The sequence below is a fragment of the Streptomyces sp. WG7 genome, assembly GCF_049975785.1.
In the GTDB taxonomy this organism is placed as follows: domain Bacteria; phylum Actinomycetota; class Actinomycetes; order Streptomycetales; family Streptomycetaceae; genus Streptomyces.
On the sequence record NZ_JBNGGE010000009.1, the window covers coordinates 111178 to 132689 of the forward strand.

The window sequence follows — 21512 nt, forward strand, 5'->3', positions numbered from 1 at the left end:
TTACGCCGCCGGGACGGTGACCTCCCCGTCGCCCCCGGCCCGTGGTGAGGCGGCGGCTCGTCCGGCGTCGGCCAGGGCCCGCGCCACCCCCGGCTCCCGCGGCCCGAGGAAGTGCGGGTCCGGTTCGAGGACCGCGTCCAGCGCGGCCTTCCCCGCCGCGAGGATCTCCCGGGCGCCCCCGTAGTACCAGGTCGCGTCGTGGACGTCGTCGACCCCGACGCCGTACGACGCCACCCCCGCCTCCTGGCACAGCGCGACCGCCCGCCGTATGTGGAAGCCCTGGCTGATCAGCACGGCCCGGTCGACACCGAAGATCTTCTTCGCGCGCACGCAGGAGTCCCAGGTGTCGAAACCCGCGTAGTCGCTGACGATCCGCCCGTCGGGCACCCCGTGCCGGACCAGATAGCCCCGCATGGCGTCCGGCTCGTCGTACTCCTCACGGCTGTTGTCCCCGGTCACGAGCACCACCTCGATCCGGCCCGCCCGGTACAGCTCGGCCGCCGCGTCCAGCCGGTGCGCCAGGTACGGCGACGGCTCCCCGTCCCACAGTCCGGCGCCGAAGACGACCGCGACGTCGGTGCGGGGCACGTCGGCCGTGGTGCGCAGCCGGTCTTCCGTGACCAGGCGCAGCCACGTCGAGGGCAGCAGTGCCAGCACGCACCCGGCCGTCACCACCCGGATCAGCCGCCGCTGCCCCCGGCGGGTGCGCGGCAGGCGCGGTCTGCGAAGTCTCGGGGTGCGCATCGGACGGTTCCCTCCCCGGTCGGTTCCTGCCACCAGGGACGTCCGGGCGCGCCGTCCGGTTCACCGGCCGCTCACACGCGGTGGGCGGTGCCGTGCGGACCGACGGAAAGTCCCTGTGACACCCACGCAACGGAAAGGCAACGTGCCGCCGTCACCCTCGGTGCATGACGGTGACGACAGTGACAGGCAGCACGAGCACAGCGGCCACCGGCGGCGCCCCCGCCCCCGCCCTGGTCGTCGTCGCCCACGGCAGCCGCGACCCCCGCGCGCTGAGCACCGTACGCGCCCTCCTCGACCGGGTCCGCGCCCTGCGCCCCGGCCTCCCGGTGCACCTGGGGCACATCGAGCTGAACGCGCCCCTGCTGCCCGACACGCTGGCCGCCCTCGGCGACGGCGCGGCGGTCCTGGTCCCGCTCCTGCTCGGCCGTGGCCACCACGTCAAGCGGGACATCCCCGAGACGGCCGCGGCGGCACCGGCACACACCCGCGTGGCCGCCCCGCTCGGCCCGCACCCGCTGCTCGTGGACGCCCTCCACGCCCGCCTCCTGGAGGCCGGCTGGCCGGCCCGCGCGGAGCCGGACGACGCCGTCGTCCTCGCCGCCGCGGGCTCCCGGGACCCGCAGTCCGGCGCCGGCACCGCCCGCACGGCAGCCCTCCTGTCCGCACGCCTCGCGGCCCCGGTGGTACCGGCGTACGCGTCGGCGGCCTCCCCGACGGTCCCGGAAGCGATCCGCGCCCTGACGGCCCGGGGGTACCGCCGGGTGGCCGTCGCCTCCTGCTTCACGGCGCCGGGCCGCTTCGCGACGGAGTGCGCGGCGGCGGCGCCGTGGATCGCTTCGGCTCCCCTGGGCACCCACCCGGCGATGGCCCGCCTGCTCCTGCACCGCTACGACGAGGAACTGAGGACGGGCCGCGCCCCGCGGCGCCGGGCAGTGGCGGTTCCCTAGAGCGCCACGACTGCCTCCCAAGGGCGCCACGACTGCCTCCCTAGGGCGCCACGACTGCTTTCCAAGGGCGCCACGACGGCCGCACCTTCCGCCCTTCCGCCTCGCCGCGCCCGCCGCCCGCTCGCATACTGTTCCTGGCATGGACGGCACCGCACCCCAGCCCCCGCCCCCGTACGACCCGGCGTCAGCCGCCCGCTACGCCCCCGAGCCGGACAAACGCCCCGGCCGCACCGCCTTCCAGCGCGACCGCGCCCGCATCCTGCACTCCTCGGCCCTGCGCCGCCTCGCCGGCAAGACGCAGGTCGTCGCGCCGGGGGAGGGCAGCCCCGTCTGGGACGCCAGCCCCCGCACCCGCCTCACGCACTCCCTCGAATGCGCCCAGGTGGGCCGCGAACTCGGCGCCGCCCTCGGCTGCGACCCCGACCTCGTCGAGGCCGCCTGTCTCGCCCACGACCTGGGCCACCCGCCCTTCGGCCACAACGGCGAACAGGCGCTGAACGACTTCGCCGAGGACTGCGGCGGCTTCGAGGGCAACGCCCAGTCACTGCGGCTCCTCAGCCGCATCGAGCCCAAACGGTTCACCGAACAGGGCTCGGTCGGCCTCAACCTCACCCGTGCCACCCTCGACGCCGCCACCAAGTACCCGTGGCCCCGCGGCGGCCACCCCACCGACCCGGCCTCGCCCAAGTTCGGGGTCTACGACGACGACCGGCCCGTCTTCGCCTGGCTCCGCGAGGACGCCCCCGGCGCCCGCACCTGCTTCGAGGCCCAGGTCATGGACTGGGCGGACGACGTGGCGTACTCCGTGCACGACGTCGAGGACGGTCTGCACGCCGGCCACATCGACCCGAACTGCCTGCTCGCCGACCCCGAGCGCGAGGCCGTCTTCGAGGCCGCCGTCGGCCGCTACGTCCCCGCCGGCACCGACCACGCCGAACTCGCCGCCGCCCTCGACCGCCTCCTCGCCCAGGACTGGTGGCCGCACGGCTACGACGGCTCGGCGACCGCCCAGGCCCGCCTCAAGGACGCCACCAGCCAGCTCATCGGCCGCTTCTGCCTCGCCGCGGAGACCGCCACCCGGGCCGCGTACGGCGGCGGCCGGCTCACCCGGTACACGGCGGAACTGGTCGTCCCCCGCGAGACCCGCATGGAGTGCGCCGTCCTCAAGGCGGTCGCCGTCCGCTACGTCATGCAGCGCACCGAGCAGGAACGGCTCCGCGCCGACCAGCGCGTCGTCGTCGCCGAACTGGCCGAGGCGCTCACCACCCGCGCCCCGGACGGCCTCGACCCCCAGTTCCGCACCCTGTTCGACCAGGCGGCCGACGACCGCGCCCGCAAACGGGTGATCGTCGACCAGATCGCCTCCCTCACCGACACCTCGGCCCGCTCGCTTCACGCCCGGCTGACGGGGCATCCATGAGACTGGCGGGACGGGCGTGACCCGGCAGGTACGGCGGCCCCCCCGAAACACGGCCCTCCGTGGCCTGATCGGGCCACTCCCTCTTCCCGCACCACGCCACGTGCGGGACGCTCGCATGTGGCGGCACCCGGACGAGGAGGCAACAAGTGGTCGACGCGGATCAGACATTCGTCATCGTCGGAGGCGGCCTGGCCGGCGCGAAGGCGGCCGAGACACTCCGCGCGGAGGGCTTCACCGGCCGGGTGATCCTCATCTGCGACGAGCGCGACCACCCCTACGAGCGCCCGCCGCTGTCCAAGGGCTACCTCCTCGGCAAGGAGGAACGCGACAGCGTCTTCGTGCACGAACCCGCCTGGTACGCCCAGCACGACATCGAGCTGCACCTCGGCCAGACCGTCGTCGCGATCGACCGCGCCGCCAAGACCGTCCACTACGGCGACGACGGCACCCGCGCCCGGTACGACAAGCTGCTCATCGCGACCGGCGCCGAGCCCCGCCGCCTCGACGTCCCCGGCACCGGCCTCGCGGGCGTCCACCACCTGCGCCGCCTCGCCCACGCCGAGCGCCTCAGGAACGTCCTGGCCTCCCTCGGCCGGGACAACGGCCACCTCGTGATCGCCGGCGCCGGCTGGATCGGCCTGGAGGTCGCGGCCGCTGCCCGCGAGTACGGGGCGGAGGTCACCGTCGTCGAGCCCGGACCGACCCCGCTGCACGGCGTCCTCGGCCCCGAGCTGGGCGCCGTCTTCGCCGAGCTGCACGAGGCGCACGGCGTCCGCTTCCGGTTCGGCGTGAAGCTGACCGAGATCATCGGCCAGGACGGCATGGTGCTGGCCGCCCGCACCGACGACGGCGAGGAACACCCCGCCCACGACGTGCTCGCCGCGATCGGCGCCGCCCCGCGCACGTCGCTGGCCCAGGCCGCGGGCCTGGAGATCGCCGACCGCGCGCACGGCGGCGGCATCGTCGTCGACGCGAACCTGCGCACCTCCGACCCCGACATCCACGCCGCCGGCGACGTGGCCTCCTTCCACCACGCCCTCTTCGACACCCGGCTGCGCGTGGAGCACTGGGCCAACGCCCTGAACGGCGGTCCCGCCGCGGCCCGCGCGATGCTCGGCGAGGACCTCGCCCACGACCGCGTGCCCTACTTCTTCACCGACCAGTACGACCTGGGCATGGAGTACTCCGGCTGGGCGCCCGCGGGGTCGTACGACCAGGTGGTGATCCGCGGCGACGCGGCGAAGCGCGAGTTCATCGCCTTCTGGGTGAAGGACGGCCGGGTGCTGGCCGGGATGAACGTGAACGTGTGGGACGTCACGGAACCGATCCAGCAGCTGATCCGCGCGAAGACGCGGGTGGACACGGAGGCGCTGGCCGACCCGCACGTGTCCCTCGAAAGCCTCGTCGTCTAGCTTCCGGCCGGCCGCCGTAGACTTCACACGTGGCTGGACGGATCAACGACGAGGACGTGAAGGCGGTACGGGACGCGGTCCCGATCGACGCCGTCGTCTCGGAGTACCTCCAACTGCGCAACGCCGGCGGCGGCAACCTGAAGGGACTCTGCCCCTTCCACGACGAGAAGTCCCCGTCCTTCCAGGTCAGCCCGAGCAAGGGGTTCTTCCACTGCTTCGGCTGCCAGGAGGGCGGTGACACCATCACGTTCGTGATGAAGATCGACCACCTCACCTTCTCCGAGGCGGTCGAGCGCCTGGCCGGCCAGGCCGGCATCACCCTGCGCTACGAGGAGGGCGGCTACAACCCCGCCCACCAGCGCGGCGAACGCATCCGCCTGGTCGAGGCCCACAAGATCGCCGCCCAGTGGTACGCGGAGCAGCTGGCGACCAGCCCCGAGGCCGACACCGGCCGCGCCTTCCTCGCCGACCGCGGCTTCGACCAGGCCGCCGCCCAGCACTTCTCCGTCGGCTACAGCCCCCAGGGCTGGGACCACCTCACCCGCTTCCTGCGCGGCAAGGGCTTCAGTGACAAGGAGCTGCTCCTGTCCGGCCTCGCCCAGGAGGGCCGCCGCGGCCCCATCGACCGCTTCCGCGGCCGGCTGATGTGGCCCATCCGCGACATCGGCGGCGACGTCGTCGGCTTCGGCGCCCGCAAGCTCTACGAGGCGGACAACGGCCCGAAGTACCTGAACACCCCCGACACCGCGATCTACAAGAAGTCCCAGGTCCTGTACGGCATCGACCTCGCCAAGAAGGACATCGCGAAGGCCTCCCGGGCCGTGGTCGTCGAGGGCTACACGGACGTCATGGCCTGCCACCTCGCCGGCGTCACCACCGCCATCGCGACCTGCGGCACCGCCTTCGGCGGCGACCACATCAAGATCCTGCGCCGGCTGCTGATGGACAACGGCTCGGCCCGGGTCATCTTCACCTTCGACGGCGACGCGGCCGGCCAGAAGGCGGCCCTGCGCGCCTTCGAGGACGACCAGAAGTTCGCCGCCGAGACCTACATCGCCATCGCCCCCGACGGCATGGACCCCTGCGACCTGCGCCTGGCCAAGGGCGACGACGCGGTCGCCGACCTGGTCGAGCCGCGCACGCCGCTCTTCGAGTTCGCGCTCCGCCAGATCGTGGGCCGCTACGACCTGGACACCCCGGCCGGCCGCGCCTCCGCGCTGGACGAGGCCGCCCCGGTCGTCGCCCGCATCAAGAACAGCGGCGCCCAGCACGAGGTCGCCGTGCAGCTCGCCGGCATGCTCGGCATCCTCGACACGCAGTTCGTGGTCAAGCGGATCGCCCAGCTGGCCCGCTGGGCCCGTGACCGCGGCGGCAAGGGCCCCGCCCCGGACCGGCAGCAGCGCGGCGGCCCCGGCGCCCCGCAGCAGTACGCCACCCCCGGCCGGCCGGGCCCCCGCGGCCCGGCGCTGAACCTGCGCAACCCCGTCTTCGCCACCGAACGCGAACTGCTCAAGCTCGCCCTCCAGCGCCCCGAACTGGTCTCCCCGGCCTTCGACGCGTACGGCGTCGACGAGTTCACCGCCCCGCCCTACGCCGCCGTACGCGAGGCCATCATGGAGGCGGGCGGCGCCGAGTCCGGCGTCGAGGACCCGCAGGGCTATCTGGTCCGGGTCCGCGAGGCCGCCCCGGACGACGCCGTCCGCGCCATGGTCACCGAGCTCGCGGTCGAGGCGATCATGCTGCACCGGGGCGTGAAGGGCGTCGACGAGGTCTACGCGGGAGCCCAGCTGGTCACCGTCCGGCGCCGCGCCGTCGAGCGCCGCATCCGCGACATCACGGGCCGCCTCACCCGCCTGGCCGGCCACGGCGACCCCGCCGAACTGGCCGCCGTCCAGAACGAGCTGTGGGTCCTCCAGCAGTACGACCGGGCCCTGGGCGCACAGGGCGCCGCCGCCCTCTAGAACCGACCCCGGGTGACCGCGCGGTCACGGGCCGGACGCAAAAAGTCACCGCACGCCCCTCGTGGCGGCGATGTGTCGTACCCCACACTGGGGGCGGTGCCTGAGTCCTCGGAGCGCGGCCGTTCCGTCCCGGCGCGTCATCGACCCCCCGCGGCCGCGTTCCACGTACGGGGCGGACAGCGGCGAGCGAGCCGGCTCCGCCCCCACGTACCGCCGCCGGCCCCCGCCGGCCGCGTCCACCCTGGAGGCCGCCCCCGTGCAGACCCAGACCCTCACCCAGACCGACACCGGTACCGACGGCGCGGAGCCGGACGCGGAGAGCGGCGTCCTCGTCGCGATGCCCGCGCAGCACCGTGCCGTGCACCACCCCGGGAACCGGCCGGACGAGCCGCCCGCGGCGGACGCCCCCGACGCGGCCGGCCACCCCGGCGACCCGGCCGACGCCCCCGAGGCCGACGCCCCCGAGGCCGACGCGCCCGACCCCGACCCCGAGGCCGACGCCCCCGAACCGCCGCCGCCCACCCGCACGGAGACCGGTGGGCCCTCCTCCGACCTGTTCCGCCAGTACCTGCGGGAGATCGGCCGGATCCCGCTGCTCACCGCGGCCGAGGAGGTGGACCTCGCCCGGCGCGTGGAGGCCGGGCTGTTCGCCGAGGAGAAGCTGCGGCTCGCCACCGACCTGGACAGCCGGCTCGCCCTCGACCTCGACCGGCTCGTCGTCATGGGCCGCCTGGCCAAGCGGCGCCTGATCGAGGCGAACCTGCGGCTCGTCGTGTCGGTGGCCAAGCGGTACGTCGGGCGGGGACTGACCATGCTCGACCTGGTCCAGGAGGGGAACCTGGGCCTGATCCGGGCCGTGGAGAAGTTCGACTACGCCCGCGGCTACAAGTTCTCCACCTACGCCACCTGGTGGATCCGCCAGGCCATGTCCCGCGCCCTCGCCGACCAGGCACGCACCATCCGCGTCCCCGTCCACGTCGTCGAGCTGATCAACCGGGTGATCCGGGTCCAGCGCCGCATGCTCCAGGAACGCGGCTACGAGCCGACCCCGCAGGAGGTCGCCGCCCACCTGGAGCTGGCCCCCGAGCGGGTCGGCGAGGTACTGCGCCTCGCCCAGGAGCCGGTCTCCCTGCACGCCCCCGTCGGCGAGGAGGACGACGTCGCCCTCGGCGACCTGATCGAGGACGGCGACGCCGCCAGCCCCGTCGAGTCGGCCGCGTTCCTGCTGCTGCGCCAGCACCTGGAGGCGGTGCTCTCCACCCTCGGCGAACGCGAGCGCAAGGTCGTCCAGCTCCGCTACGGCCTGGCCGACGGCCGCCCCCGCACGCTGGAGGAGATAGGCCGCATCTTCGGCGTCACCCGCGAGCGGATCCGCCAGATCGAGTCCAAGACCCTCAACAAGCTCCGGGACCACGCCTACGCGGACCAGCTGCGCGGCTACCTCGACTGAGGCGGGACGGTCAGGCTTCCGGGCCCGCCTCCCGCCGCTTCCTGGCGTCGATGCCGGCGCCGATCGCCACGCCGCACCCGATCCCGAGTGCGACGCCCGCGCCCAGGTTGCCGCTGAGCTGCCCGAGGCTGACGCCCAGGGCGACCCCGATCGGCAGCCACAGCCCCAGCGCCGTGTCCGACCGGCGTCCGGCGCCGGCGCCGGCTCCGGCCGGTGCCGCGTCCGCCTCCGGCTGCCCGGGGCCCTGTCCCGGGTTCCCGTCCTCGTGCGCCATCGTGTCCCGTTCCCCCTCGTGTCCGTGGCCGCGCGGTCAGTCGACCTCGGCGACCGCCTGCGCGAACTGAGCCGCGTACAGGCGGGCGTACCCGCCCTCGGCCGCCAGCAGTTCGCTGTGCGTGCCCTGCTCGATGATGGACCCATTCTCCATCACCAAGATCACGTCGGCGTCGCGGATCGTCGACAGCCGGTGCGCGATGACGAAGGACGTCCGCCCGTGCGCCAGCTTGGCCATCGCCTTCTGGATCAGCACCTCGGTACGGGTGTCCACGGACGATGTCGCCTCGTCCAGGACCAGGATCACCGGGTCGGACAGGAACGCCCGCGCGATCGTGATCAGCTGCTTCTCTCCCGCGCTCACCCCCGTGCCCTCGTCGTCGATCACCGTGTCGTAGCCGTCGGGCAGCGTCCGCACGAACCGGTCGGCGTGCGCGGCCCGCGCCGCCTCCTCGATCTCCCCGCGCGTGACCTCCCGCGACGCCCCGTACGCGATGTTCTCCGCGATGGTGCCGCCGAACAGCCAGGTGTCCTGGAGGACCATGCCGATGCCGGAGCGCAGCTCGTCCCGGGACATCGTGGCGATGTCCACGCCGTCCAGGGTGATCCGGCCGCCGGAGACCTCGTAGAACCGCATCAGCAGGTTGACGAGGGTGGTCTTGCCGGCACCCGTGGGGCCGACGATGGCGACGGTGTGGCCCGGCTCCACCTTCAGCGACAGGTCCTCGATCAGCGGCTTGAGCGGGTCGTAGCGGAACGAGACGTGCTCCAGCTCCACCCGCCCGCGCAGGTCCTCCGGCCGGGCGCCCGGGATCGGGTCCGCGGACTGCTCTTCGGCGTCCAGCAGCTCGAAGACCCGCTCCGCCGACGCCACGCCCGACTGCACCAGGTTCGCCATCGACGCGACCTGCGTCAGCGGCATCGAGAACTGCCGGGAGTACTGGATGAAGGCCTGCACGTCACCGATGGACAGGGAACCCGAGGCGACCCGCAGACCGCCGACCACCGCGACGAGCACGTAGTTCAGGTTGGACACGAACATCATCAGCGGCTGCATGATCCCGCTGTTGAACTGCGCCTTGAACCCGGCCTCGTACAGCGCGTCGTTCTGCTCGGCGAACTGCCGCGCCGACTCCTCCTGCCGCCCGAACACCTTCACCAGGGCGTGCCCGGTGTACATCTCCTCGATGTGCGCGTTCAGCGCGCCCGTCGAGCGCCACTGCTGCACGAACTGCGGCTGCGACCGCTTGCCCACCCGCGTGGCCACCACGAACGACAGCGGCACGGTCACCAGCGCCACCAGCGCCAGGATCCAGGAGACCCAGAACATCATCGCCAGCACGCCGATGATGGTCAGCAGCGAGTTGATCAGCTGGCCCATCGACTGCTGGAGCGTCTGCCCGATGTTGTCGATGTCGTTCGTCGCCCGGCTCAGCACCTCGCCGCGCTGCCGCGTGTCGAAGTACGACAGCGGCAGCCGGGACAGCTTCGTCTGCACGTCCTCCCGCATCCGGAACATGGTCCGGTTGACCGCGCGGTTCACCAGCCGGGTGGCCACCGCCATCAGCAGCCCGGCGGCGCCGAACACCGCCAGCGCCAGCAGCAGCACCTCGCCCACCGCACCGAAGTCGATGCCCTGCCCCGGCGTGAAGTCCGTACTGCGGAGCATGTCGGCGACCTTGCCGTCACCGCGCTCCCGCATGGACTCCAGCACCTGCTCCTTCGTGGCCCCGGACGGCATGTCCCGCCCGACGATCCCCGCGAAGACCAGGTCGGTGGCCGCGCCGAGGATCTTCGGCCCGACCACACTGAGGCCGACGCTGACGACCACACACGCCAGCAGCGTGTACAGGATCACCCGCTCCGGCCGGAACCGGGCGAGGAGCCGCTTGCCCGACCCCTTGAAGTCCATCGAACGCTGGTCGGGGCCGCCCCCGGCCATCATGCGACCCGCAGGCCCGGCCATCAGGCAGCCTCCGCTTCCGTCAGCTGGGAGAGCACGATCTCCCGGTAGGTCTCGTTGTCCGCCATCAGCTCGTGGTGCCGGCCCACGCCGACCACCCGCCCCTCGTCCAGCACGGTGATCCGGTCCGCGTCCCGGATGGTCGCCACCCGCTGCGCCACGATCACCACGGTCGCCTCGGCCGTCTCCCGGCCCAGCGCGGCGCGGAGCGCGGCGTCGGTGGCGTAGTCGAGGGCGGAGAAGGAGTCGTCGAAGAGGTAGATCTCCGGGCGCTGCACGAGGGTCCGGGCGATGGCGAGCCGCTGCCGCTGGCCGCCGGACACGTTGGTGCCGCCCTGCGAGACCGGCGCGTCCAGCCCGCCCTCCAGCCCGGAGACGAACTCCCTGGCCTGCGCCACCTCCAGCGCGTGCCACAGTTCCTCGTCCGTGGCGTCCGGATTGCCGTAGCGCAGGTTGGTCGCGACCGTGCCCGCGAAGAGGTACGGCTTCTGCGGCACCAGCCCCACGGTCCGGGCCAGCACCTTCGGGTCGAGGGTCCGTACGTCCACCCCGTCGACCAGTACCTCGCCCTCCGTGGCGTCGAAAAGCCGGGGGACCAGCCCGAGCAGGGTGGACTTGCCGCTGCCGGTCGAGCCGATGACGGCGGTCGTCTCACCCGGCCGGGCCGTCAGGCCGATGTTCCGGAGCACCGGCTCCTCGGCACCGGGGTAGCGGAAACCGGCCCCGCGGACCTCCAGATGCCCGTGCCGGCGCAGCTCGGTGACCGGCGCCACCGGCGGCACCACACTGCTCTCGGTCTCCAGGACCTCCTGGATGCGCTCGGCGCACACCTCCGCGCGCGGCACCATCATGAACATGAACGTGGCCATCATCACGGCCATGACGATCTGCATCAGGTAGGCGAGGAACGCGGTCAGATCACCGATCTGCATCCCGCCGCTCTCGATCCGGTGGGCCCCGAACCACACCACCGCGACCGACGACACGTTCACCACCGTCATGACCACGGGGAACATCAGCGCGAGCAGGTTGCCGGTGCCCAGCGCCACGTCGGTGAGGTCGGCGTTGGCCTTCCGGAAGCGCTGCTGCTCGTACTCGTCCCGCACGAAGGCCCGGATGACGCGGTTGCCGGTGATCTGCTCGCGCAGCACCCGGTTCACCGTGTCCAGCCGCTCCTGCATGGCCCGGAACAGCGGCCGCAGCCGCCGCACGATCAGCGTCACGCAGATCGCCAGCACCGGCACGACCGCGACCAGAACCCCGGACAGCGGCACGTCCAGGCCGAGCGCCATCACGACGCCGCCGACGCACATGATGGGCGCCGACACCATCAGCGTGAACGTCATCAGGGCCAGCATCTGGACCTGCTGCACGTCGTTGGTCGTCCGGGTGATCAGCGAGGGCGCGCCGAAGCCGCCGACCTCGCGGGCCGAGAAGGACTGCACCCGGTCGAAGACGGCACCGCGCAGGTCCCGGCCGAGCGCCGCCGCGGTCCGCGCACCGTAGTAGACGGCGCCGACGTTGCACACCACCTGGGCCAGCGAGATGCCGATCATCAGGGCGCCGAAGCTCAGGATGTAACCGGAGTCGCCCCGCACGACACCGTTGTCGATGATGTCCGCGTTCAGGGTCGGCAGGTAGAGGGAGGCGCAGGTCTGCAGGAACTGCAGGGCCACCAGCAGGGCGATGGGTTTTCTGTAGGGCTTGAGGTAGGTCCGCAGGAGTCGTATGAGCACGCTGGATCTCTCGGGGTCGACGACAGGGGCAGTTGGTTGCCCGTGGCCCCCATCGTCGGACACTCCCCCCGCGTTACCCCAACCGATTAACCCAACAGCGCGCTACTTCCGGCCTTATGGGCGGCCTCACGCGTGCAGCGCGCCCGGATGCGTCTGCTCCCGCACCGACACGAACTGCTGGCGCACGGCCTGTCCCACCGCCAGTTCCTCGCCCGGATCCAGCACCTGCGCGACCGCGCCCTGCCAGACGGGGGGAGTGCGCGGATCCAGCGTGCCCTGGGACACGCCCAGCGCCCAGGCCGCCTGCCGGGCCGCGCCGATCGCCGCGTAGTCCGCCGGCTGCGGCACGACGACCCGCGTCCCGAACAGCGCGGGCGCCGCCGCCTGCACGGCCGGCAGCTCGGCCGCCGCGCCCAGCAGGAACACCCGCCGTACGTCGACGCCCCGGGCGCGCAGCACGTCGAGGGCGTCGGCAAGACCGCACAGCATGCCCTCGAACGCGGCCCGCGCCAGATGCTCCGGCCTCATCGACTCGCGCCGCAGGCCGGCCAGCGTGCCGGCGGTGTGCGGCAGGTTCGGTGTGCGCTCGCCCTCCAGGTAGGGGAGCAGCACCAGCCCGTGCGCGCCCGGCGTCGACTTCATCGCCAGCTCGGACAGGCTCTCCAGGTCCGGCACGCCGAGCAGCTCGGCGGCGCCGCGCAGGGTCCGTACGGCGTTCAGGGTGGTGACGACCGGCAGGTGCATGCCGGTGGCGTCCGCCAGCGAGGTGATCATGCCGGACTGGTCGACGAGCGCCTCGGTGTGCACGGCCATCACCGACCCGGACGCGCCCAGCGACACCACCGCGTCGCCCAGTCCGATCCCCAGCCCGAAGGCGGCGGCCATCGTCTCGCCGGTCCCGGCGGAGATCAGCAGCCCCTCCGGCGTCGTACCGGCCGCCTCGGCCGGACCGATCACCTCCGGCAGCATCACCTGGTGCCCGAGCGCCAGCTCGACCAGATCGGGCCGGTAACCGCCGCTCGCCGCCGACCAGTAGCCGGTCCCGGACGCCCCGCCCCGGTCGGTGGTCCGCCGGACCGGCCGCCCGAGCAGCTGCCACACCAGCCAGTCGTGGGCCTGGAGCAGTACGGCGGTCCGCGCGGCGGCCTCCGGCTCGTTCCGCGCCAGCCAGCGCAGCTTGGTCACCGCCTGCGCGGCCTGCGGGACGCAGCCCACGGCCTGCGCCCACGCCTCGCGCCCGCCGAGCGCGTCGATCAGGTCGGCCGCCGCCACCTGGGAGCGCTTGTCGCCGCCCACCATGGCCGGGCGCACGGTGGTGCCCTGCGCGTCCAGCGGCACGACGGAGTTCGCCTGCGCCGACACGCCGATGGCCTGCACGCCCTCCAGCAGTCCGCCGCCGGCGGCCTCCCCGAGGGACAGCAGCCAGGCCTGCGGATCGACGTCTGAGGGCCGGCCCCCGCCCTCGGGGCTCTCCAGCGGATGCGGCGCGTAACCCTGGCGCAGCACGGCGCCGGTGTCCGAGTCGCAGACGACGATACGAGTGAAATCGGGCGAACTGTCCAACCCGGCGACTATCCCCATGCCCAAAATTCTGCCGCACCGCGAGAGGTGTCCTTACCCGGCGGGGGCCACGAGCCCCGGCCGCCGCCGGATGTCGTCAGGTGTTGCTGGTGCCCCAGTCGTCCGCACCACTGCCGTTCGTCCCGCGTTCACGCAGGGAATGGACCCGCTGGGCCACCGAGTCGGGCATCCGGTCCCCGACCTTGCCGCTCACCGCGGTGTACGCCTTGTCGGCGAAGTGCCTGCCCTGCTGGGCCGCCGACTCGGCGGTGTTGCGCACCGCGGGGTTCTGCGCGACCTGGCGGGCGGACTTCCGCAACTGCTCGTAACGCTCCCGTCCGGCCTTCGTGCCCAGCACGTATCCCACCGCGAGTCCGACGACGAACGTGAGCCGGTAACGCATGGCGGCCACCCTTCCCTTGCTCTGGCTCTGTGGTGCCGGGGAGTACCGATTGGCGGAGCACCCCCCTGCTTGCGCTAATGTATGTGTCGCAGCGAGCGCGCGCCCCCTGGCGGATACCCAGGTGGATGCGTTCGATGCAACGAGACAATCCTCGGTAGCTCAATTGGCAGAGCAGCCGGCTGTTAACCGGCAGGTTACTGGTTCGAGTCCAGTCCGAGGAGCTCGGTCCCCTGTAGCTCAATTGGCAGAGCAGCCGGCTGTTAACCGGCAGGTTACTGGTTCGAGTCCAGTCGGGGGAGCATCGTGAACGAGGACCCCACGGGGTCCTTTTTCATGTCCGGATTCATGCCCCACGGGACTCCCGGCAGGCTCCCGGCACCTCACGGGAACCACGCGGCACGCTGCGGAGTCCTCAAGGTCATGAAGGCATCGCGGTAGCCGACCATCCGAGGCAGCAGATCGTATGAGCGGCTATGCTGCGGCAGACGGCGCGCACACGTGTACGCGACACGCCGCTATGGGGCGGTAGCTCAGCCGGTTAGAGCAGCGGACTCATAATCCGTCGGCCGTGGGTTCGAGTCCCACCCGCCCCACCTGGACGCGCGTTTGAAGAACCGTTGCTACCAGCAGTCCGGGCGCCCCGACTGGTTTAGACCGGTAGGGGCGCTCAGTCGTTTCCGGCGTCCTGCGTGAGCCATGCGTGAGCGGCTGTGTCCGACGGCAGCGGACGCCGGGCGCGCGGCACGATCGACTCGGCGTTCCTCGCCACCTCCTGGGCGACCTGGGGGAGGAGACTCGTGTACGTGTCGGACGCTAGCTGAATCGTCCCGTGCCGCAGCGTCTCCTTGATTGCGTGGAGATCACCTCCACCCGCATGGATCAGCGTCGCCGCGACGTGGCGTAGATCACGAAGATTGATGGGCGGCAACTTGGCCTCCCGGCAAGTCCGAGCGGATGTCCTTGGCCTCGTCGAGGAACCGATGACCGCGGCCCCGCTCTCCTTCGGGAGGGCGGGGCCGTTTTCGTGCGTCCAGGGGTTCTCAGTACTGAGGACCCTTCTTGCCGGTAGCGGCAAAAAGCCTGGTCACCGCCAGGGGTGCGCGCAGTGCGTACCCCTCAGTCTTCGAGGTCGATACGGAAGTCGACGATGGTGGTGTCGCCGCGGCGAACGATCGGGTGGGCAACCTCGACGATCCGCCCGGTGTCGGAAATATGCCGGCGCGTGTACCGCAGGACCGGCACGCCGCCGCCGATTCGGAGCGTGGTCGACTCCAGCTCGGTCGGCATGCCCACCGTGAACGACTCCGTGATCGCGGTGACCCGGATGCCGAGGCTGCCGAGCTGCGCACGGGTGCCGCCGGGCCACGGCTCGTTGATCGGGTCGGCGACCGGGGTCCCGGCGACGTCGGACCAGCGGACATAGCTCGTGCTCATCTGGGTGGCCTGGTCATTGTCGTGGAACACGAAGTGCCGGGCGAGGAGCCGCTCGCCTGCCTCGCACTCGAACAGCGCCGCCAGCTCGGCGCCGGCCTTCACCCGCTCGAACCGCTTGTCGAGCCGGTACTCGGACCAGCCGATGCCCTGGTCGCGGGTGTACGGGGTGGACTTCGCGCCGGGCGTGGTCCGGTAGCGGTCGGCGGCCATGCGGTGGATCGGCGGGCGTGGCCGCACGCGGGTGCCGGCGCGGGCCCTCGTCTCGATGAGGCCCTCGGTGGCGAGGAGCCGGAGCGCGTTGCGGATGGTGGTCTCGGATACGCCATATGAAGCACAGAGGGCGGGCAGGGTCGGCAGTTGATCGCCGGGTGCGAGCTGGCCGGAGGCGATGCGCTGCCGCAGCTCAGCGGCGATGCGCAGGTACTCGGGCTGTGCCACTGCCGTACCACCGTTCCGTGTGATCGCGTCAATCTGAGTACACATACTCTCCCCTCCCTCTTGACCAGCGCCAACTCCGGCGACAATCTGAGTACAGATAAGCACTATCCGTACACAGATAACCACCGTCTGCGGGGTCCAGTCATGCCCGAATCGGGTCACACGTGGCAGAAGGCGTTCAAGGGCGAGCCCATTGAGGCGCCCCACGTCCGCCTCTGGACCCGTGGCCGCGTCGAGCACCCCGATGCCCCGCTCATCGCGGACGAACTGTTCGCCGCCGTCCTCGGCTCCGGCGCCCCCGTCGTCGAGATGACCCTCTCCACCGCCGGCGCCCGCATCCGCATCACCGCACAGGGCCCCGACCCGCTGCCCCTCATCAACAGCCACGGCCCCGGCTGGTCCATCCTCACCTCCCTCTGCCACAGGGCCGGACTGACCACCGACGAGACCGGCCTGTGGGGGCAACTGGGAGGCCGCTCGTGATCGCCGCCTCCGCACTGTCCTGGGCGCAGTACTCCGGGTGGGCCTGCGCGCTGTGCGGCGCCTCCCTCGCCGTGACCGGAGGTGTATCCGTCGGCCGTGCCCAAGGCCGATCCGGCAACCACGACTTGAGCATCGAGGTGTACGCCTGCCCGCCCCTGCCCGGCTGCGCGCCTCCCCCAGACTCCCGCCCCCAACCAGCGGGCGGGCCAGACGCCTCCGACCGGAGGCGCCATCCACGCCAGGAGGACATCGTGACCGTCGCGCTAGACCTCACCGAAGCCACCCGCACCCGGGACCCGCAGGAACTCCTCAACGCGGTCGCCCCGCACATCACGGAACTCACCGTCAACATCTTCGACTCCGGCACGAGCCTGTGGGACCGCGAAGTCGCTCTACTCCTGCGCGACCACACCATGGTCCGCGACATGGCCGAACGGATCCTCGGCAACGGTGTCATGTACGTCATGGCGTCGATCGAGAACCCGGACGTCCACCTCGGCGTCGGCAAGCTCGTCGACATCGGCGTCCACCAGCTCATCCTCGACACGCCCGTCTGGTGGGGCATCTGCCGCCTGTACAACGGCGGCCGGTACAAGCACCACGCCCCGTTCATCAAGCGCCGCACCGACGGCCTGTGCCTGCGCACCAGCGAGTTCCTGAAGTCGCAGGGCTGGGCCATCGACGATGAGTTGTGGGCGATCGACGGCGCGGACTGCTCGCCGTGTGACAGCAAGGTCCCCGACAGCCACTGACATCGCTACAGTCGGCCCCTGCCCTCACAGCACACCCGAGGGCAGGGGCCTCCCCACGACCAGGAGAACCGCTGTGCCTGTACCCCACGACATCCCCGCCGAGACCGAACTCTGGGACGCCTTCGCCGAGAGCGCGTTCGACGCCGAGGCCGAGCCGAGATTCTGCTGGACGCAGTACGCCGGCCACGGGCCAGGCCCCGAGCTCCTTGACGCTCCAGAGTCCGTGCTGGAGATCGGCTGCGGCACCGGCCGCGCCCTGGCCCACCTTGCGCAGCAAGGCGTGAAGGCCACCGGCGTGGACCTGTCGCCGCGCATGGTGCAGCTGGCCGGGGAGCGGTGGGCGCCGCTCGGGGTCAGGATCGAGCGGGCGGAGGTCCTCGACTGGCTCGCCACCGACACCGCCCGGTATGACGCGGTGTACTCCATCTTCGGCGCGGCCTGGTTCACCGACCCGTCCCGGCTCTTCCCCCTCGTCCGCGAGCGCCTGGCCCCGAGCGGCGTGTTCGTGTTTTCCCAGCCGCCGGCCATCCCGGGCGCCTACGGCCCGCAGGGCATGTACAAGGGCGGCTTCGCCGGGAAGGCGATGTTCACCTACCGGTACAGCTACAAGCCCGCGGTATGGGAGCGGTACCTGATCCGGGCGGGGTTCAACACGGCCGAGTCGTGGATCGTTGACGCCCCGGAGCCGGGGCACATCGGCACGATGGTGGTGCGAGCCCAGGTCTGACCGCGCCGCCAAGCGGCCCCGGATCGACGTTCCCCGTCGTCGACCAGGGTCGCTCGCAGTGCCCTACTCCGTCATCGTTCGTGCCGGCTACTCAGCAGCGCGGTGACTGCGATTGCTGTGAGCGCCCAGACGCTTCCGATGTTCGGCACGTTGCCGGTACCGATCGCGGTGAGAGCGGACGTGGCGATGGCGTGGTTCGGGGTGATCCTTCGCAGGGCAGGGAGCAGGCCGCTGTTGCCGTCCGTCGGGGTAGGCGTGGGATCCTGAAGTGTCATCGGTTCTCCTGATCGGGCGTGCCGGTGGTTAGGCCGTCGCGGGAGGCCCTGAGAAGCCCCGCGGCGGCCACCGGCACGGTACCTGTGCCTGGCCGCCTGTGGGGATTGACACATGAGCGTGCCTCCGGGCCACGCGATGCGACGCGCTCCCTACGTTGTGTCGCACATTCCGTCCTTGTGTCGCGCGTTTTCCCTTGTGCAGCGCGATGTGCCGTACCAGTCGTCCCCTCGGCGGTCACTCGTGCGGCGTCTGGCAAATGGGCTTACCTGCGAATAGATGAATAAGTGGTGGGCCTCGCCGACCTGCGCAGATCACTCCCGTTCAGTCGATGCCTCCTCCAGGGTGCCGAGCGGCTCTGGTTGGCACGAAGGCGGAGAGGAGGCGCACTCCCGGGTGCGAGGGTCGCACGAAAGTCGTCGACCGGGGCCGCTTCACGTCTGCCCGTTGTGGTGAGCGGGGGGCGCGGGACAATGGAATCAGCGCAGGTCAGCTCGCCTATAGCCCCAAGGTATTGCGTGCGCGGAGGTCCCCGAGAGGGCGGGAATCCCCGGAGTGGGCCGGAGGAATCGGCTCCCGCGACCAGGGATTTACGGAGTACTCAGAGTCTCCCGGAGTAACCCGGAGTGAAAACTGTGGACTCATAATCAGTCTGCCGTGGGTTCGAGTCACACCCGCCCCACCACAGCCTCCGGCGCAGGAACGTTTTCACCTGTAGGTCCGGATAGGTCGGCCAGGTCCGTCCGGCTGGAACCCCGCCTCGCGGAGTCCGAGGCCGACGCCCGAGTGCGGCAGGGCTTGATCCTTGTGGTCAGGGTTCCCTGTGTGGTCTGCGAGGTCTGCTGCGGGGTCTGCGGGGCGCCGGGCTAGCGGCTGCCCGTGTCATCGGTGGTGGCCGTGGTGTCGTCGTCGTCCCGCTCGCCCTCCGCCTGGGAGGGAGTGGTGTGCGGCGGGCTCTGGCGGTCCGGGACGTCCTGCTCGTCGCGTTCGCCCTCCGCCTGGGACGGGGTCTGCTCGCTCATCGTGGTGCCTCCTCCGGTCGAACGGGGTTTCCGCCCGGGTACCCCGCCCGGGCCGGTGGCACCACACTGCCGGGTCCGGTGGGGCGCCGCTGGACCCCCGGCCGTCCGCTCTCAGTGCCCGAGCCGGCCCAGGGCCGTCCGCAGGGCCGTGCGCACCTCGGCCGGCGGGGGCGGGCCGTTGCTCTCGGCGCCGGCGGTGACCGCCGCGGCGACCGTACGCAGCTTGGTGTTGGACAGCTGGGAGGCCTCCCGCAGGATGTGCCACGCCTCCTCCGACGTGCACGCGTGCAGCGCCATGAGTACGCCCCGCGCCTGGTCGATGACCGGGCGGGAGGCGATCGCCTGGCGCAGCTGGTCCACCTCCTCCTGCAGGACGTGCAGCCGCTCGGAGGGAGCGGAGGCAGCGGAGGCAGCGGAGGGGGTGGTGGGAGCGGCGGGGGCCGCGGGGGGCGCGGGCCGCGGCTCCGGCCGGTGGGCCGTGGCGTGCAGCGGGTCGGTGGTGTCCAGGCCGGCCAGTTCCAGGATCCGCAGCGGCTGGCCGCGCCAGTTCGTCGCCGTCGCGGGTACCGACTGCCGGTGGCTGTAGCCGCCCAGCAGGTCCAGGAACTGGAGGCCTGCCGTGTCCATGAACACCACGTCGCCCATGTCCATGTCGACCCGTTCGACATCGGCCGGCAGCGCGGCCAGGGTCTCGGCCAGGACGACCGTGCAGCCGTGGACGAGCTCGCCCCGCGGAACGAGCAGCGCCCGGCCCGCCTCCACATGCCCGTCGATGACCAGGGTGGCCGGCCTCCCCGCCAGAGGTGGTGGTGCCGCTGGGCTCATGTCACCGCCTTGTCCGTCCTCGTCGGTCGGTCCTTGCAGACGTCGCAACGTCACACAGCCCCCGTCGGCCGCCGGGCCGAACGGGGCCCGAGTCCCGGTCCTCGGTGGTCCTGCGGCGCTGTGGGTGCACCTGCCCGCCGGACGACGGACTACACCCGGGGCCGGGGAATGACCGGCTCCGGGATGGGTAAAGGCGCTGCCCGCCGTCTCCGGCGGGCCTTTCTCCCTCCCTGTCCCTCCCTGTCCCTCCCTGTCCCTCCCGCCCTGCCTGCCGGCCGTCCGACGAGGCGGCGGTCGCGTCGGTACGCCGGCCCGGCCCGGGTGAGGATGGCGGGTGATGCCGTTCCGGCCGGGGACGGTGGCGGTCGGGACCGCCGAGGCGGCGGCGGTCAGCCTGGTGGCGCCTTCCGCGAGGTCGTCCGGCCGGCTTCCTCGGTCATCCCGGTTGCTCCGGCTGTTTCGTCAGCTCCGTCCGCTTCGTCCGCTCCGTCTGTGCCGGCTACCCGCAGGGGATCAGTCGGACGACGTCGTGTGCAGGGCCAGCGGCTCGACCCGGCCCTCCAGCATGGTGCCGAGGCCCTGGACCGCGCACACGTCGGGCCGCTCCGCGATGTGCACCGGCATGCCCGTGGCCTTGCGCAGCATCTGGTCGAAGCCGGGCAGCAGCGCGCTCCCGCCGACCATCATGATCCCGCGGTCGGCGAGGTCCGCCACCAGGTCCGGCGGGCAGTCCCGCAGCACCTTGCCGATGCCGTCGAACACGGCCGTCAGCGGCGTCTGGATGGCGTTGCGCACGGCGGCGGTGTCGACCCGCACGCTGCGCGCCAGGCCGGTCGCCACGTCCCGGCCGTGGATCTCGGTGGAGGACGGACCCTGCGGGGTGAGCCCGTTGTCGGACAGGGTGAGCTGCAGCGGGCGCACGGACTGGCTGGGCAGCATCAGTTCGTGCTGGAGGCGCAGGTGCTGCACGATCGCGTTGTCGACGGCCTCACCGCCGACCGGGATGCGCTCGGCCGCCACGATCGAGCCCAGGGAGAGCACCGCGACCTGCGTGGCGTGCGCTCCGCACACCATGACCATCGTCGCTTCGGGCTGTTCGACGGGCAGTCCGCAGCCCACCGCCGCGGCGATCAGCGTGTCGACGAGTTCCACGCGGCGCGCGCCGAGCCCGACCAGCGTCTCGACCGACGCCCGCTGGGCCAGCGGATCGGCGCCGTGCGGGGTGCAGACGGCGGCCCGCAGCCGGGGTTTGCGGCGCAGGGCGCGGCGGATCTTGTCGCCCAGCAGATGCCGCAGCATGCGCTGGGCCATCTCGATGTCGACGACCGTGCCACCGGAGATGGGCCGGACGACGCGGATGTAGCCGGGGGTGCGGCCGGTCATCTTCTCGGCGAACTCACCGACCGCGATGAGCGCGCCGGTACGGGTGTTGACCGCGGCGGCGGACGGCTGGTCGACGACGAGCCCGACGCCCTTGACGTACACGCGGGTCCGCGCCGCGCCCAGGTCGACGGCGAAGTGGCAGCGGCGCAGCTGCTCCAGACTGGCGGTACTGGCGGTCATGGCGGAGCCTCCCGAGAGCACGGACCGTGCGGGGCCGCCCGGCGGCCCCGCCTCTCAGGCATCGTGCGCGGGGGCCGGGCCGCCCGCCCCTCGGAGGGGGCCGGGCGGGGGGCCGCTGAATGGGGG

At 72.2% G+C, this 21512-nt stretch carries 18 protein-coding genes, 3 tRNA genes and 1 pseudogene; 11 read left to right on the top strand and 11 right to left on the bottom strand.

The window, feature by feature from the left end:
• Window positions 1-744, bottom strand: coding sequence for a SanA/YdcF family protein (locus ACP4J0_RS12665; protein WP_426598741.1), 744 nt, complete (start codon window positions 742-744; stop codon window positions 1-3).
• Window positions 745-908: 164 nt separating this feature from the next.
• Here ACP4J0_RS12665 and ACP4J0_RS12670 point away from each other — a divergent pair, with 164 nt between their 5' ends.
• The 5 genes and pseudogenes from ACP4J0_RS12670 to ACP4J0_RS12690 form a co-directional block, all read left to right on the top strand.
• Entirely contained in the window at window positions 909-1691 is a 783-nt protein-coding gene (locus ACP4J0_RS12670; protein ID WP_426598742.1) for a sirohydrochlorin chelatase, read from the top strand.
• Window positions 1692-1830: 139 nt separating this feature from the next.
• The gene (locus ACP4J0_RS12675) at window positions 1831-3111 is read left to right on the top strand and encodes a deoxyguanosinetriphosphate triphosphohydrolase (protein ID WP_426598743.1); all 1281 of its coding nucleotides are present in this window, start codon (window positions 1831-1833) and stop codon (window positions 3109-3111) included.
• A gap of 146 nt (window positions 3112-3257) precedes the next feature.
• Window positions 3258-4523 carry an NAD(P)/FAD-dependent oxidoreductase gene (locus ACP4J0_RS12680; protein ID WP_426598744.1) on the top strand — a complete coding sequence of 422 codons (1266 nt, stop codon included), beginning with the start codon at window positions 3258-3260 and terminating at the stop codon, window positions 4521-4523.
• A 29-nt stretch (window positions 4524-4552) separates the two neighbouring features.
• Window positions 4553-6484, top strand: a complete 1932-nt coding sequence (gene dnaG / locus ACP4J0_RS12685; RefSeq protein ID WP_426598745.1) for a DNA primase — start codon at window positions 4553-4555, stop codon at window positions 6482-6484.
• 165 nt (window positions 6485-6649) lie between these two features.
• Window positions 6650-7934: pseudogene (locus ACP4J0_RS12690) on the top strand (RNA polymerase sigma factor); the annotation flags it as partial.
• Between the two features lie 10 nt (window positions 7935-7944).
• Here ACP4J0_RS12690 and ACP4J0_RS12695 read toward each other — a convergent pair.
• From ACP4J0_RS12695 to ACP4J0_RS12715, 5 genes are all read right to left on the bottom strand, one after another.
• Window positions 7945-8208, bottom strand: coding sequence for a hypothetical protein (locus ACP4J0_RS12695; protein ID WP_426598746.1), 264 nt, complete (start codon window positions 8206-8208; stop codon window positions 7945-7947).
• A gap of 36 nt (window positions 8209-8244) precedes the next feature.
• Window positions 8245-10173: an ABC transporter ATP-binding protein gene (locus ACP4J0_RS12700; RefSeq protein WP_426598747.1), complete on the bottom strand. Its 1929-nt coding sequence runs from the start codon at window positions 10171-10173 to the stop codon at window positions 8245-8247.
• Entirely contained in the window at window positions 10173-11906 is a 1734-nt protein-coding gene (locus ACP4J0_RS12705; RefSeq protein WP_426598748.1) for an ABC transporter ATP-binding protein, read from the bottom strand. The genes ACP4J0_RS12700 and ACP4J0_RS12705 overlap by 1 nt, the downstream gene beginning before the upstream one ends.
• A gap of 126 nt (window positions 11907-12032) precedes the next feature.
• On the bottom strand, window positions 12033-13487 hold the full coding sequence (locus ACP4J0_RS12710; protein WP_426598749.1) for a xylulokinase: 1455 nt from the start codon (window positions 13485-13487) through the stop codon (window positions 12033-12035).
• A 76-nt stretch (window positions 13488-13563) separates the two neighbouring features.
• On the bottom strand, window positions 13564-13869 hold the full coding sequence (locus ACP4J0_RS12715) for a YtxH domain-containing protein (protein WP_426598750.1): 306 nt from the start codon (window positions 13867-13869) through the stop codon (window positions 13564-13566).
• A gap of 148 nt (window positions 13870-14017) precedes the next feature.
• On the opposite strand from ACP4J0_RS12715, the gene ACP4J0_RS12720 reads away from it, so the two are divergent.
• The 3 genes from ACP4J0_RS12720 to ACP4J0_RS12730 all read left to right on the top strand — a co-directional run bounded on the left by ACP4J0_RS12720 (window position 14018) and on the right by ACP4J0_RS12730 (window position 14462).
• Window positions 14018-14090, top strand: a tRNA-Asn gene (locus tag ACP4J0_RS12720).
• A 5-nt stretch (window positions 14091-14095) separates the two neighbouring features.
• Window positions 14096-14168: transfer RNA gene (locus ACP4J0_RS12725), tRNA-Asn, on the top strand.
• Between the two features lie 220 nt (window positions 14169-14388).
• A tRNA-Ile gene (locus ACP4J0_RS12730) sits at window positions 14389-14462 on the top strand.
• A 523-nt stretch (window positions 14463-14985) separates the two neighbouring features.
• Here ACP4J0_RS12730 and ACP4J0_RS12735 read toward each other — a convergent pair.
• Window positions 14986-15741: a GntR family transcriptional regulator gene (locus ACP4J0_RS12735; RefSeq protein WP_426598751.1), complete on the bottom strand. Its 756-nt coding sequence runs from the start codon at window positions 15739-15741 to the stop codon at window positions 14986-14988.
• 144 nt (window positions 15742-15885) lie between these two features.
• Here ACP4J0_RS12735 and ACP4J0_RS12740 point away from each other — a divergent pair, with 144 nt between their 5' ends.
• The 3 genes from ACP4J0_RS12740 to ACP4J0_RS12750 all read left to right on the top strand — a co-directional run bounded on the left by ACP4J0_RS12740 (window position 15886) and on the right by ACP4J0_RS12750 (window position 17703).
• Window positions 15886-16224, top strand: coding sequence for a hypothetical protein (locus ACP4J0_RS12740; protein ID WP_426598752.1), 339 nt, complete (start codon window positions 15886-15888; stop codon window positions 16222-16224).
• Window positions 16225-16475: 251 nt separating this feature from the next.
• Window positions 16476-16976: a hypothetical protein gene (locus ACP4J0_RS12745; RefSeq protein ID WP_426598753.1), complete on the top strand. Its 501-nt coding sequence runs from the start codon at window positions 16476-16478 to the stop codon at window positions 16974-16976.
• 73 nt (window positions 16977-17049) lie between these two features.
• Window positions 17050-17703 carry a class I SAM-dependent methyltransferase gene (locus tag ACP4J0_RS12750; RefSeq protein ID WP_426598754.1) on the top strand — a complete coding sequence of 218 codons (654 nt, stop codon included), beginning with the start codon at window positions 17050-17052 and terminating at the stop codon, window positions 17701-17703.
• A gap of 71 nt (window positions 17704-17774) precedes the next feature.
• On the opposite strand, the gene ACP4J0_RS12755 is transcribed toward ACP4J0_RS12750, so the two are convergent.
• From ACP4J0_RS12755 to ACP4J0_RS12770, 4 genes are all read right to left on the bottom strand, one after another.
• Window positions 17775-17978 (bottom strand): hypothetical protein, encoded by a 204-nt coding sequence (locus tag ACP4J0_RS12755; protein WP_426598755.1) that lies wholly within the window; start codon window positions 17976-17978, stop codon window positions 17775-17777.
• Between the two features lie 864 nt (window positions 17979-18842).
• Entirely contained in the window at window positions 18843-18998 is a 156-nt protein-coding gene (locus ACP4J0_RS12760; protein ID WP_426598756.1) for a hypothetical protein, read from the bottom strand.
• A gap of 111 nt (window positions 18999-19109) precedes the next feature.
• On the bottom strand, window positions 19110-19823 hold the full coding sequence (locus ACP4J0_RS12765; protein ID WP_426598757.1) for an ANTAR domain-containing protein: 714 nt from the start codon (window positions 19821-19823) through the stop codon (window positions 19110-19112).
• 513 nt (window positions 19824-20336) lie between these two features.
• Window positions 20337-21386, bottom strand: coding sequence for a rod shape-determining protein (locus ACP4J0_RS12770; RefSeq protein WP_426598758.1), 1050 nt, complete (start codon window positions 21384-21386; stop codon window positions 20337-20339).
• Window positions 21387-21512 lie beyond the last annotated feature (126 nt).